Source organism: Curtobacterium sp. MCPF17_031 (genome assembly GCF_003234035.1).
Classification (GTDB): Bacteria; Actinomycetota; Actinomycetes; order Actinomycetales; family Microbacteriaceae; genus Curtobacterium.
Genome location: NZ_QKSG01000001.1, coordinates 536,155 through 549,233 on the forward strand (window position 1 = coordinate 536,155; position 13,079 = coordinate 549,233).

General features: G+C 70.1%; 12 protein-coding genes and 1 other RNA gene. 7 read left to right on the forward strand and 6 right to left on the reverse strand.

The genetic code is table 11. The features are described 5' to 3' along the window. From glmS to DEJ31_RS02530, 7 genes are all read left to right on the forward strand, one after another. Complete coding sequence (gene glmS, locus DEJ31_RS02505; protein WP_111121118.1) at window positions 1-1,830, forward strand: glutamine--fructose-6-phosphate transaminase (isomerizing); 1,830 nt, start codon at window positions 1-3, stop codon at window positions 1,828-1,830. Then, window positions 1,827-3,425 carry a polysaccharide deacetylase family protein gene (locus DEJ31_RS02510; protein WP_111121119.1) on the forward strand — a complete coding sequence of 533 codons (1,599 nt, stop codon included), beginning with the start codon at window positions 1,827-1,829 and terminating at the stop codon, window positions 3,423-3,425. Before glmS ends, DEJ31_RS02510 begins: the two co-directional genes overlap by 4 nt. 1 nt (window position 3,426) lies before the next feature. After that, a complete protein-coding gene (locus tag DEJ31_RS02515; RefSeq protein ID WP_111121120.1) occupies window positions 3,427-4,239 on the forward strand; it encodes a hypothetical protein in 813 nt (270 codons plus the stop codon). A gap of 76 nt (window positions 4,240-4,315) precedes the next feature. Beyond that, window positions 4,316-5,035, forward strand: a complete 720-nt coding sequence (locus DEJ31_RS02520; protein ID WP_181433441.1) for a M50 family metallopeptidase — start codon at window positions 4,316-4,318, stop codon at window positions 5,033-5,035. Window positions 5,036-5,098: 63 nt separating this feature from the next. Further along, the gene (locus DEJ31_RS17075) at window positions 5,099-5,260 is read left to right on the forward strand and encodes a hypothetical protein (protein WP_181421435.1); all 162 of its coding nucleotides are present in this window, start codon (window positions 5,099-5,101) and stop codon (window positions 5,258-5,260) included. Between the two features lie 99 nt (window positions 5,261-5,359). Further along, complete coding sequence (locus DEJ31_RS02525; protein WP_111121122.1) at window positions 5,360-6,736, forward strand: O-acetylhomoserine aminocarboxypropyltransferase/cysteine synthase family protein; 1,377 nt, start codon at window positions 5,360-5,362, stop codon at window positions 6,734-6,736. Beyond that, window positions 6,736-8,040: an LLM class flavin-dependent oxidoreductase gene (locus tag DEJ31_RS02530; RefSeq protein WP_111121123.1), complete on the forward strand. Its 1,305-nt coding sequence runs from the start codon at window positions 6,736-6,738 to the stop codon at window positions 8,038-8,040. Before DEJ31_RS02525 ends, DEJ31_RS02530 begins: the two co-directional genes overlap by 1 nt. Window positions 8,041-8,119: 79 nt before the next feature. Here DEJ31_RS02530 and DEJ31_RS02535 read toward each other — a convergent pair whose 3' ends face one another. The 6 genes from DEJ31_RS02535 to prfB all read right to left on the reverse strand — a co-directional run bounded on the left by DEJ31_RS02535 (window position 8,120) and on the right by prfB (window position 13,067). Then, the gene (locus DEJ31_RS02535) at window positions 8,120-8,875 is read right to left on the reverse strand and encodes a hypothetical protein (protein WP_111121124.1); all 756 of its coding nucleotides are present in this window, start codon (window positions 8,873-8,875) and stop codon (window positions 8,120-8,122) included. 193 nt (window positions 8,876-9,068) lie between these two features. Further along, window positions 9,069-9,445: a transfer-messenger RNA gene (gene ssrA, locus DEJ31_RS02540) on the reverse strand. A gap of 125 nt (window positions 9,446-9,570) precedes the next feature. Next, complete coding sequence (gene smpB, locus DEJ31_RS02545; protein ID WP_110902063.1) at window positions 9,571-10,047, reverse strand: SsrA-binding protein SmpB; 477 nt, start codon at window positions 10,045-10,047, stop codon at window positions 9,571-9,573. Window positions 10,048-10,197: 150 nt separating this feature from the next. Next, window positions 10,198-11,112: a permease-like cell division protein FtsX gene (gene ftsX / locus DEJ31_RS02550; protein WP_110902062.1), complete on the reverse strand. Its 915-nt coding sequence runs from the start codon at window positions 11,110-11,112 to the stop codon at window positions 10,198-10,200. Beyond that, complete coding sequence (gene ftsE, locus DEJ31_RS02555; protein ID WP_110825177.1) at window positions 11,109-11,864, reverse strand: cell division ATP-binding protein FtsE; 756 nt, start codon at window positions 11,862-11,864, stop codon at window positions 11,109-11,111. Before ftsE ends, ftsX begins: the two co-directional genes overlap by 4 nt. Window positions 11,865-11,957: 93 nt before the next feature. Further along, entirely contained in the window at window positions 11,958-13,067 is a 1,110-nt protein-coding gene (prfB, locus tag DEJ31_RS02560) for a peptide chain release factor 2 (RefSeq protein ID WP_110902061.1), read from the reverse strand. Window positions 13,068-13,079 lie beyond the last annotated feature (12 nt).

Genomic DNA, 13,079 nt, shown 5'->3' on the forward strand with positions numbered 1-13,079 from the left:
ATGTGCGGCATCATCGCGGCACGGGTGGCGGACGATGCCACCCCGTACCTCCTGGACGGCCTGGAGCGCCTGGAGTACCGCGGGTACGACTCGGCCGGCATCGCCGTGCGTACCAGCACCGGCGGCACCGAGACGATCCGTTCGGTGTCCCGGGTCGGCGACCTGCGCACGTTGGTCGCCGCCCGTTCCGGAGACCCGTTCACGGGGATCGGCATCGGACACACCCGCTGGGCGACGCACGGCGCCGTCCGTGAGACGAACGCGCACCCGCACGCCGACTGCTCCGGCCGGATCAGCGTCGTGCACAACGGCATCATCGAGAACGCGGACCTGCTCCGCGGGCAGCTGAGCGCCCAGGGGCACGTGTTCGTGTCCGAGGTCGACTCGGAGGTCATCACGCACCTGGTCGAGCGTGCCCTGGCGGTCGACCCTGACCTGATGCTCGCGGTGCAGATCGCGACCGCACAGCTCGAGGGGTCCTGGGCCATCGTGGTCCTCGACGCACGGGACGGCCGGATGGTCGTCGCGGCCGACCGGTCCCCGCTCGTGGTGGCCCGTGCCGCCCGCGGTGACTTCGTCGCGAGCGACATCGGAGCGATCGCCACCTGGGCCGAGACCTTCGTCGCACTCCGTGACGGTGACGTCGTCGAGCTCGGCGAGAGTTGGACCTGGTCGTCCCGCGGGGAGGTCGTGGCGGTGCCGTTCGCGACGCCGTCGCCGTTCGCCGCCGAGGCACTCGAGCTCGGCGACCACACCGACCACATGGCGAAGGAGATCGAGGAGCAGCCCACCGTCGTGGCGGAGATCCTCGACCGCATCGCCGGTCGTGTGGTCGACGGGAGCATGTGGCGCAGCCTCGGGCTCGCGCCGTTCGAGCGCGTCGCGGTGGTCGCGTGCGGCACGTCGTTGAACGCCGGGCAGGTCATCTCGACCGCGCTCCGCGGGCTCGGCGGCGTCCCCACCGACACCGTCGTCGGGAGCGAGGCCGACCAGGCCGTCCTGACACCGGGCACGCTGGTCGTCGCGATCAGCCAGTCCGGTGAGACCGCGGACGTGCTTCGTGCACTCGACCGGTTCGCGGACCGGTACCAGGTGCTCGCGCTGACGAACAACCTGCACTCCTCGCTCGCCCGACGAGCCGACGCGGTGCTCGACTGCCACGCCGGGCCCGAGATCGGCGTCGCCGCGACGAAGACGTTCACGGCGCAGGTCGTCGTCGGCGTCTCGGCGATGATCTCGGCGCTCGTGGCGTCCGACCGCATCGACCGGTCGCGGGCACTGGCGCTCGTCGGCGACATGCAGCGGCTCCCCGGCCTCCTCGCCGGTGCGGCCGAAGCGTCGCTCGACCGGATCCCGCTGCTCGTCTCGAGCGTGCGGGACGCTTCCGGGTTCCTGTTCCTGGGACGTGGGGCGGGCCTCCCGTTCGCCGCCGAGGGTGCACTGAAGCTCAAGGAGCTCTCCTACCGGTGGGCCGAGGCCTACCCGGCCGGTGAGCTGAAGCACGGTCCGCTCGCACTCGTCACCGACGGCACCCCCGTGGTCGTCGTCGACAACGGCGAGCACAAGATCCAGGCGAACGTCGCCGAGGTCCGAGCCCGCGGCGGCTTCGTCATCACCATCGGTGGCGTCGGCACCGACGTGCCCGCACTCCGCCGCGACGCCGGCCGGCTGGTCTCGCGACGGACCGACGTGACCGACCAGGGCATGTCGCTCTGGGGGCCGCTCGAGTCCGTGGTCCCCCTCCAGATGCTCGCCCGCGAGCTCGCGCTGCAACTCGGTTGCGACGTGGACAAGCCCCGCAACCTCGCGAAGTCGGTGACGGTCGAATGACCAAGGACCAGTCGTTCAACCGCCTGACGGTGGTCCTCGCCGTCCTGGCGGCGGTGGCGATCGTCGTCACCGGCCTCCTCGGGGCAGCCCCGGCACGCGCTGCGACGGCCACGAAGCCCGTCACGGTCAGCCTGACCTTCGACGACGGCGACGCCGACCAGATGCTGGCCGCGCAGGCGCTGCAGCAGAACGGCCTGACCGGCACGTTCTACATCATCACGGGCTACCTCAACGCCCCCGGCTACATGCAGCAGTCGGACCTGGCGACCCTCGCAGCGGCCGGCAACGAGATCGGCGGGCACAGCGTCACCCACCCCGACATGTCCGCGCTGTCCCAGGCCGAGGCGCAGCGGCAGGCCTGCCAGTCCCGTGCCACGCTGTCGTCATGGGGCTACACGGTCCGGAGCTTCGCCTACCCGTTCGCGGAGTCGACCACGAAGACGCGTGACGCCGTCCGCGCCTGCGGGTACGCCAGTGCCCGTGGCCTCGGGGACGTCCGGACACCGTACGACTGCGCCGGCTGCGTCACGGCGGAGACCCTGCCGCCGCGGAACGTCATGCTGACCCGGGCACCGAGCCAGGTCGAGGCGAACTGGACCCTGGCCGACCTGCAGCAGCAGGTCACCCAGGCGAAGACCGACAAGGGCGGCTGGGTGCAGCTCACCTTCCACCACATCAGCGACGACACCTCGCTCGACCCGACGACCTCGCCGGCACTGTTCGCGCAGTTCGCCCAGTGGCTCGCCGCCTACTCCGCGGACCCCGCGAACGCCACCACCGTGAAGACGGTCGGCGACGCCGTCGGCACCCCGGTGCAGCCGGTCGTGCAGTCCCCGGTCCCGGGACCCGCAGCCCCCGGTGTCAACGCGGTGCAGAACCCGTCCTTCCAGACGACCTCCACCACCAGCCCGAGCGGGCAGAAGTGCTGGCAGTACGGCGGGTACGGCTCGAACACGGCAGCGTTCAGCACCGTCACCCCGGGCCGCACCGGCACCACCACCAAGGCGACGTCGCTCACCGTGAGCGACCACGTCGACGGTGACGCCAAGTGGTTGCCGACGTTCGACCTCGGTGACTGTGCCCCCACCGTGGTCGCCGGCCACACGTACTCGCTCCGCGAGTACTACAAGTCGAACACCGTCACGCAGTTCACCGTCTACCTGCGCGACTCGACGACCGGCTCCTGGCACTACTGGACGTCGAGCCCCTGGTACGCCTCGGCCTCGACATGGACGCAGGCGGTGTGGACGACGGACCAGATCCCGGCCGGGTTCGACGGGATCAGCTTCGGCCTGAACCTGTTCTCGAACGGCACGCTGACAACCGACGACGTCGCCGCGTACGACACCGTCGGCGCCCCGCCACTCGCGACCACCACCACCACGACGAACAGCGCGACCACGAAGGCGAAGGCGAAGGCGAGCAGCAGCGTGAGCCGGATCGCCCCGGCCGTGGACGCCCTGACCGTCCGGTCCCGTGCGGTCCTGGGGCAGCTCGACACGTCGGGCATGCCCGGCCAGCTCGACACCCCGTCCACGCCTGCCGGATCGGCAACCGCCGCATCGTCGGCGCTGCCCGGCACGATCGCCCGGTGACGTGAGCACGACACCGGAGCCCCGACCCCGGGAGACCCGCACCCGCGGCTCCCGGGGCCGCGGTGCGCGTCCGCGCACGGCCGCGGCACTCGTCGGGACGCTCGCGCTCGCCGCGGTGCTCGCTGGCTGCGGCAGTCCCTCCGGCGGCGGCGCGGTGGCCCGCACCTACCCGTGGCACACCAGGATCGTCTCCACCACCTTCTGGGTCGGCGAGGTCTTCGACCCGGACGCCGACGACGGCAGCCAGGTCTACTCCACCTACGACGACGACTGGCAGGGCAGCTACGGCGGCTGCGACGGCGCCATCGTCGAGCGTGTCTGCCAGACCGAACGACGCCGAGCCGCGAACGGGTACTTCCCGACGCACATGAAGCCGAAGGAGAACCCGTTCTACCTCGACGTCCCGTACGACGACGTCAACGACCGCACCGGGTTCCGCGACCGCGACCGGGTCGTCCCCTGGGCGGGCGATCCCGCCTACCGGAAGCACCGCGGCGACGACGGCTTCAGCTACCTCAAGAACCGGTGGGTGCAGCTGAGCAAGGACGGGCGGACCTGCTACGGCCAGGTCCAGGACGCCGGCCCGGGCACCTACCACGACAGCGCCTACGTCTTCGGCCCCGGCAACGAGCGACCGGTCAACAAGCGGTACAACGGTGCCGGGGTCGACGTCTCCCCCGCGCTGAACGGTTGTCTCGGGTACGCCGAGCTCGACGGCGAGGACGACCGGGTCAGCTGGCGGTTCGTCGAGGCCGACGAGGTCCCGAACGGACCGTGGCGCCGCATCGTCACGACCAGCCAGGTGTCGCAGTGAGCGCACCTGCGACGAGCACACTCCCGAGAGGTCTGCTCCCAGTGAACCGCTGAGGACGGTCTGCGACGATGTCGGCTTGACCTCCCTGCCCGCATCCGCCGTCTTCGGTGCCCTGCTCATCGGCGCCGTGCTGCCCCTCGTGCCGTTCCTCGGTCGGGTCGCCCGCCTGGCCGCGACGATCGTGCACGAGGTCGGGCACTGCGTCGTCGTCGTCCCCTTCGGCGGCCGCATCCGACGCATCGACCTGCACCCGGACGGCTCCGGGGAGGCCTGGGTCCAACTCGGACGGGTCCCCGACGGCCTCCGCTGGCTGGTGCGGCTGCTCAACCTCTTCGCCGGCTACAGCGCGCCGATCTGGGCCGGCGTGCTGCTCGTCACCGGCGCCGTCGTCGGTTCGCCGTGGCTGCCCGTCGCCGTGCTCGGCGTCGTCGGCCTGGTCGCCCTGCTGTTCGTCCGGAACTGGTTCGGGTTGCTCGTGGTGATCGGGGTCGACGCGCTCGCCGTCTGGGTCGCCGTCCGCCCGTCGGACCTCACCCTCCTCGTGGTGGCGGCCCTCGGTGCCGCGCTCCTCGTCGACGGGCTCCGCTCGCTCGTGCAGGTCGTCCGGTGGCTCCTCACCGGGTCGCGGGTGCAGACCGACTTCCACATCGCAGCGGCCGAGATGCACCTGCCCGCGGTCGTCTGGTTCGTGCTGTTCCTCGCCGTGAACGGGATCGCGGTGTGGGCTGCCCGCGGGCCGCTGCTCGCCGTCGGCGACACCGTCCTCACCGGCGTCCGAGCCCTCCTCGGCACCTAGCGGGCACGACGGAGGCCAGGACCTGCGACCCACTGGGACGTCGGCTTCCTGGCGGCCGTTCCCGTGGACAGCACGGTGACGGTCGGCGCCGAGAGCGACGACGTCCGGTGGTTCCCGGTCGACGCACTGCCCGCACCGCCCGCGCCCGGGTTCGCCGGACGACTCGCGGTCGTGCCGCGCGTCGCCGCCGGACGGACGGCGGCCGCACCGCTTCCCGCTCCGTAACCCGACGCCGCAATCGGCCCGCGACCACGCCGGGCCTGCGAGAGTACGGCGACGACCGGACGCGCGAGCGGCCGGACGACCCGGCACGGAGGTGGACGCATGACGGACGAACGACCCGGTTTCGCGACCGAGCAGGTGCACGGCGGCTTCATGCCCGACACCGCCCACGGGGCACGGGTGCCCGCGATCCACATGTCTTCCGGCTTCCTGTTCGACGACGCCGCCCAGGCCCGCGACCGGTTCGCCGGGACCGACGACGGCTACACCTACACCCGGCTCGGCAACCCGACGAACGCCGACGTCGAGCGGCGTGTCGCCCTCCTCGAGCGGGGCGCCGACGCGATCCTCGTGAGCAGCGGTCAGGCGGCGGCGACGGTCGCGTTCCTCGGGCTCCTCGCCGCCGGGGACCACGTCGTCAGCGCCGCGAGCATCTACGAGGGCACCCGCGGCCTGCTGTTGCAGAACCTCGGCCGGCTCGGCATCCAGGTCGACTTCGTCACCGACGCACGAGACCTCCAGGCCTGGGCCGCAGCCGTCCGGCCCGAGACCAAGCTGTTCTTCGCCGAGTCGATCCCGAACCCGAAGAACGACGTGCTCGACATCACCGGCGTCGCCGAGGTGGCCCATCGCGCCGGCGTCCCGCTCGTCGTCGACAACACCCTCGCGACGCCGTACCTCGTGCAGCCCGTCGAGCACGGAGCCGACATCGTCATCCACTCCGCCTCCAAGTTCCTCTCCGGGCACGGGGCCGGCCTCGGCGGGGTCGTCGTGGACGGCGGCCGGTTCGACTGGACCGCGAACCCGGAGCGCTGGCCGCACCTCACCCAGCCCGACCGTGCCCTCGGCGGCGCCAGCTACGTCGACCGTGCCGGCACCGGTGCCTTCCTCGCCTACGCGCGCGACGTCGTCGCCTCTCGCATCGGACCGACCCCCTCGCCGTTCAACGCCTTCCTCCTCCGCCAGGGCATCGAGACGCTGTCGCTCCGCGTCGAGCGGCACGTGGCGAACGCGCTGACGGTCGCGACCTGGCTGGAGGCGCAGCCCGAGGTGACGAGTGTCGACCACGCGGGTCTGGCCTCCAGTCCGTACCACGACCTCGCCCAGCGCTACCTGCCGCGCGGAGCCGGTTCCGTCTTCGCGTTCACGCTCGCCGGCGGCGAGCCGGCCGCGCACGCGTTCATCGACGCGGTCGAGCTGTTCAGCCGGATGACCCACCTGGGCGACGTGCGGTCGCTGGTGCTGCACCCGGCGACGACGACGCACGCCGGGCGCACGGCCGCCGAGCGGGCGGCGCAGGGCATCGACGACGGGCTCGTGCGCCTGTCGATCGGCATCGAGGACGCCACCGACCTGCTCCGCGACCTCGAGCGTGGGTTCGCCGCGGTGCGCGCGGTCACGACGGACGGTCGGGTCGTCGGCCGGGAGGGGCACCCCGCGACCGGCACGGCGGTCACCGTCCTCGACGGGGCCCACTGATGGCGAGGATGCAGCACGTCGGGTACTTCTTCTCGCGCGGCTTCGGCCCGCAGGCATGGGGTCGAGCGGACTGGCACTGGGGCCACGACTGGACCAGACCGGAGATGTACCAGCAGGCCGTCCGTGCCCTCGAGGACGCCGGCCTCGACCTGGTCATCGCCGAGGACGCGATCTCGCTCGGCAACCCGACGACCCTCGACCTGCGGATCCGGCAGGCGTACGGCGGGCCGAAGCACGACCCGCTGCTGCTCGCGCCGTGGCTGTTCGCCGCGACACGGCACATCGGAATCGCCCCGACCGTGAACGCCGGCGTCACCCCGCCGTACCTGGCAGCCCGACAGCTGGCGACGCTCGCGCACCTGTCGTCGGACCGGCTCGGCGTCAACGTCGTCACCGACGTCGGCAGCGCTCGGCACGCCGGTCTCGAACCGCTGCCGCACGACGCCGCCTACGACCGCGCCGAGGAGTGGATCGGCCTGCTCCGTCGGCTCTGGCACTCGTGGGGGTCGGGACACCTGCAGTCCGAGTCGGACTGGCACTTCGCCGACGGATCCGAACTCGACGCCTTCACCCACGAGGGCCGGTACTTCCGGACCGCGGGGCCGCTGAACGCCCTGCCGCTCGAGTCCGACCCGGTCGTGGTCTCCCCCGGTGGCTCCGGCCGCGGACTCGGCTTCGCGGGCGCGCACTCCGACGTGCAGCTCGCGCTCGCTCCCCTGTCGGCCCCTGCGGTCGCCGCCTACCGGACGAAGGTGCACGCCGCCGCCGCCGAGGTCGGACGCCGACCGGAGGACCTGCGCGTCCTGTTCGTGCTCAAGCCCGTCGTGGTTTCTTCACCGGAGGAGGCCGACCGCATCGTAGAAGCATCCCGGCACCCGACCGACGAGGACCTCCGCACGGTCGCGCTCGCGTGGTCGAGCGACTCCGAGACCGACCTGCTCGCCCTCGACCTCGACGCGCCGATACCGGCCGGCACCTTCGCCGACCACGTCTCGGCCGGCACCGTCCGGGGGCTCCTCGGGGACACCCCGGACGCACCCCTGCGCGAACTGCTCACGCGGAAGGCCCGCCTCGGCCGTGTCGCCGACCGCTCGGGCTTCGTCGGGACGGCGGAGGAGTTCGCGGACTTCATCGAGGAGCTCGGGTCGGACGCCGACAACGACGGGGTGATCCTGTCCGGTGACCTGCACCCGGCGCAGGTGTACCGGATGCTCGGCGACCTGGTGCCGGTGCTCCGCCAGCGCGGGATCCTCCGTCGCGAGTACGGCGCGGGCGGTCTGCGGCAGAACCTGTTCGACTTCTGACTTCCGCAAGACGCAACCCCGGCGTCGGGACGGCACGTCACAGCGTTGCGTCCTGACGCCGGGGTTGCGTCTCGCGAAGCTACTTCTTCTTCTTCTTGCCGTCCTTCTTCTTGCTGTCCTTCTTCTTGCCGTTCTTCTTCTTGCCGTCCTTCTTCTTGCTGTCCTTCTTCTTGCTGTCCTTCTCGGCGGACGGCTTCTCCTGCTGCAGCGGGACAGGCTCGGGCGCAGCGGCCGACTCGACACCGTCGACCGGCTCGACGACGACGGCCGAACCGGTGTCCACGAGCACGTCGACCGCCTGTTCGCTGACGACCGGTGCCAGAGCGTCCTCGACCCGCTCGACCAGGACCTCGGCACCGGACTCGGCGAGCCGCAGCAGCGCCTGCGCAGCGCGCAGTCGCGTCGTGGACTTCCGTGCCGACGCATCCGCCCGGGCACCCTCCAGGAACGTCCGGAGCGCACGCTCGGGCGCCGACCGTCCACGCGGAGCGGAACGGTCCAGGCGGTCCAGCTCCCCCGCGATCCCGGCGACGTCGTCCTCGACGTGCTCGTGCCGGACCGACTCGAGCAACGCCGCGACCGCAGCCGCCGCACGTTCGACACCCGGAGTGTGCTGGTCCATCACGACGAGCATCTCGAACACCGCGCCGTAGGACATGGTCTCGAGACGCACCGGCTCGGCACCACGACCGCGCAGCACCAGCCGTGCGTCGGGCGTCGGCAGCCAAGCGACCACGGCGGCGACGGAGGCGACCGACCCCACGATGCGCTCGTACTCGGCCAGGCCCAGACGGTCCTGCTCCCGCAGACGGACTCGGATCGCGATCTCCTGCACGGTGTACCTCTCGTTCGGGACGGCGCCGACGGGGTGCGGCGCCGTGTCCCGGAGCGTAGCCCTCGCACCCGGCAGGACAGGATCGGGCCCGTCCCGACACCGGTCCCGGACATGCCGAAGGCCCTGCACCGTCCGAGAACGGTGCAGGGCCTTCGATGGCAACTCACGTGACAGCGGTCCGACGATCGGCAGGTGGTGGAGATGGGGGGAATCGAACCCCCGTCCATCGCTGCAATTCGACGTCTTCTACGGGCGTATCCGGATGTTCGTTCTGCTCGGCCCCGTCCGTTGCTACCGGCTTCTCGGACGACGGGCCCAGTCTCAGTGCAAGTCCCGCACGGCCCTGAGGCGCAACCGTGCAGCAAGTCCTCTGGATGACGCCGGAACTCAGGTTAGAAGACGATCACCTGGCCGACGGACTTCATGTGCTGGGCTGCTTACGCAGCGAGAGCGAAGTCAGTGCGCTTGGAATTGGCACTTGTTGTTTTCCACGGATCGTTGACGAGATGACCGTGGGTCCTCGGCCCGCTTCCCGTCGGCACACAGGCAATGTCGAAACCGATCATCCCCATGCAGGCCGTCGTGCGAACCACTGTCACGCTGTTGAGTTGCCAAGCCTGGTGCCCGGACGAACCGGGCCAGGCAGTTGTTCAGTCTACCGACTGAACGCGTCCCATGCTAGTCGAGCTGGCTGGTCACTCGCCGAGACGGTTGCGGGAGCGCATGGCCCGTTCGGCCTCGCGCTTGTCGGTCTTCTCGCGCAGGGCCTGGCGCTTGTCGAACTCGCGCTTGCCCTTCGCGACCGCGATCTCGACCTTGGCCCGACCGTCGTGGAAGTAGATCTTCATCGGCACGAGCGTGTAGCCACCCTGTGCCGTCTTGTGCGAGATCTTCACGATCTCCTGCTTGTGGAGGAGCAGCTTCCGCTTCCGACGGGGAGCATGGTTGTTCCACGTCCCCTCGGTGTACTCGGGAATGTGCACGGCGTCGAGCCACGCCTCCCCCGCGTCGACGAACGCGTACCCGTCGACGAGCGACGCCCGACCCTCGCGCAGCGACTTCACCTCGGTCCCGCTGAGCACCATGCCGGCCTCGTACGTGTCCTCGATGAGGTAGTCGTGGCGCGCACGACGGTTCGTCGCGACGACCTTCTCCCCGCGTTCCTTCGCCATGCCCGGCTCCTCTTCGTTCGGTGTGTCCGCGCTGCGCGCGAGCCGCCCAGCATATCGAACGCCGGGAGGCCCGCGCACCTTCCCGGGATCTCCCCGGTCTCGGTGTGCGGGCCTTCGACGTGACGACCTGCGTGAGGGCCGGTGCTCGGCTCAGACCTTCAGGTACCGACGGATCGCGATGGAGGCCGAGACAGCCGCCAGGACGACACCGATCACGATGACCGCCGGGACGACGACCGCCGCGTCGTCCATCCCGATGAACGCCGTCCCGGAGAACCGCTTCGTCAGGTAGTTGCGGACGAAGAACCAGACCACGGCCGTGATCGCACCACCCGCGAGCACGGCTCCGACCGCGGCGGCGATCACCCCCTCGAGCACGAACGGCGTCTGGATGAACCGGTTCGAGGCTCCCACCAGCCGCATGATGCCGAGTTCCCGTCGTCTCGAGAACGCCGACAACCGGATCGTGGTGGCGATCAGGAGGACCGCCGCGACGAGCATCAGCCCCGCGATGCCGATCGCCGTGTACGACGAGGCGTTGAGCAGGTTGAAGATCGGCTGCAGGTACCCGCGCTGGTCGACGACGCTCTGCACGCCCGCGACCTTGGACAGGCTCTCGACCAGGACGTCGGCCTGCGACGGGTTCTTCAGGTTCACCCAGAACGTCTCGTTGAGGTACTCGGGCTTGACGAACTCCGTGGCGGGCGAGTCCTTGAACTGCTGCTTGAACCGTGTGTACGCGTCCTGCTGGTCCTCGAAGTACGCCTTCTCGATGTACGGCTTCAGCGTGGACGACTCGAGCTGCTGCTTGATCTGGGCACGCTGGTCGTCGGTCGCCTTCGCCCCGGTGCAGTTGCCCGTGGTGTCGGTGTCGGTGCAGAGGTAGACCGCGACCTGGGCCCGGTCGTACCAGTAGCCCTTCATCTGGTTGATCTGCATCTGGAGCAGGATCGCGGTGCCGACGAAGGTCAGCGAGATGAAGGTCACCAGGACGACGGAGACGACCATCGAGGCGTTCCGACGGAGGCCGGAACCGACCTCGGCCATGACGAGTCCGAGCCTCATCGGATGAGCCCCGGGATGGTCTGGATGCCGGTCGTGTTCGAGACGCCGCCACGCTGGATGGGCAGGGCCTGGGTCTGGTAGCCGCCGGCCTGCTCGTCACGGAGGACCGTGCCGCCGGAGAGCTCGATGACCCGCCGCTGCATCTGGTTCACGATGCTCGCGTCGTGCGTCGCCATCAGGATCGTCGTGCCTCCTTGGTTGATGCGTTCGAGCAGCGCCATGATGCCCGCCGACGTCGTCGGGTCGAGGTTGCCGGTCGGTTCGTCGGCCAGCAGGACGGCGGGCTTGTTCACGACGGCGCGGGCGATCGCCACGCGCTGCTGCTCGCCGCCGGAGAGCTCGTGCGGCATGCGGGTCGCCTTCCCGGAGAGCCCGACGAGCTTGAGCACGTCGGTGACGGACTCGCTGATGAAGCCCTTGCTCTTGCCGATCACCTGCAGCGAGAACGCGACGTTGTCGAAGACGTTCTTGTTCGGCAGCAGTCGGAAGTCCTGGAACACGACGCCGAGGTTGCGGCGGAAGTACGGGACCTTGCGGGACGAGAGCGCGCCGAGACGCTGTCCGAGGACGTGGATCTGCCCGCGGGAGGGCTTCTCCTCCTTGAGGACGAGCCGGAGGAAGCTCGACTTCCCGGAGCCGGACGCACCGACGAGGAAGACGAACTCACCCTTGAGGATCTCGAGGGTGACGTTGTCGAGAGCGGGACTCGGGTTGCCCGAGTACACCTTGGTGACCTGGTCGAATTTGATCATGACCGGATCAGGGTAGGTCGCGAACCGGTGTTCCTGCTCCAGGCGCGCGGCTCAGGAACCCGCGGGGTCGCTCAGATCGGTGCCGGATCGGGCTCAGTCCTCGTCGGGACGCTTGCGCCACCGGATGCCGGCGTTGATGAAGCCGTCCAGGTCACCGTCGAAGACCGCCGACGGGTTGTTGACCTCGTACTCGGTGCGCAGGTCCTTGACCATCTGGTACGGCGCCAGGACGTAGTTGCGGATCTGGTCGCCCCAGCTGGCCGTGATCGTGCCGGCCAGTTCCTTCTTCTTCGCGCTCTCCTCTTCCTTCTTCAGGAGCAGGAGGCGCGACTGCAGTACGCGCATGGCGGCGGCACGGTTCTGGATCTGCGACTTCTCGTTCTGCATCGAGACGACGGTGCCGGTCGGCAGGTGGGTCAGGCGCACGGCGGAGTCGGTCGTGTTGACGGACTGCCCACCGGGGCCGGAGGAGCGGAACACGTCGACACGGATGTCGTTCTCGGGGATGTCGATGACCGCGGTCTCCGGCATCAGCGGGATGACCTCCACCGCGGCGAAGGACGTCTGGCGCTTGCCCGCGGCACCGAACGGCGACATCCGGACCAGGCGGTGCGTGCCGGCCTCGACCGACAGCGTGCCGAACGCGTGCGGGCCGTCGACCTCGAACGTGGCGGACTTGATGCCGGCCTCTTCCGCGTAGGAGGTGTCCATCACGGTGACCTTCTGGTCGTGCTGCTCGGCGTAGCGCAGGTACATGCGCATGAGCATCTCGGCGAAGTCCGCCGCGTCGACCCCACCGGCACCGGCACGGATCGTGATCACGGCCGGACGGTCGTCGTACTCACCGTCGAGGAGCGTCTGGACCTCGAGCTCGCCCATGGTCTTCGTGATGGCCTTGAGTTCCTCGGCCGCCTCGTCGGCGGACTCCTGGTCCTCGGCCTCGTTCGCCATCTGGACCAGGACCTCGAGGTCGTCGAGGCGCTGTGCGGTGGCGGTCAGCTTCTTCAGCTCGGACTGTCGGTGCGCGAGCGCGCTCGTGACCTGCTGCGCGTGGTCGGTGTCGTCCCAGAGGTCGGGCGCACCGGCCTGCTCGCTGAGCTCGGCGATCTCACGCTCCAGCCGGTCGACGTCGACCACGGAGCGGATGTTCCCGAAGGTCACTCGGAGGGCGTTGACCTGCTCGCTGATGTCCAGTTCGACCATGGTCCCCGATCC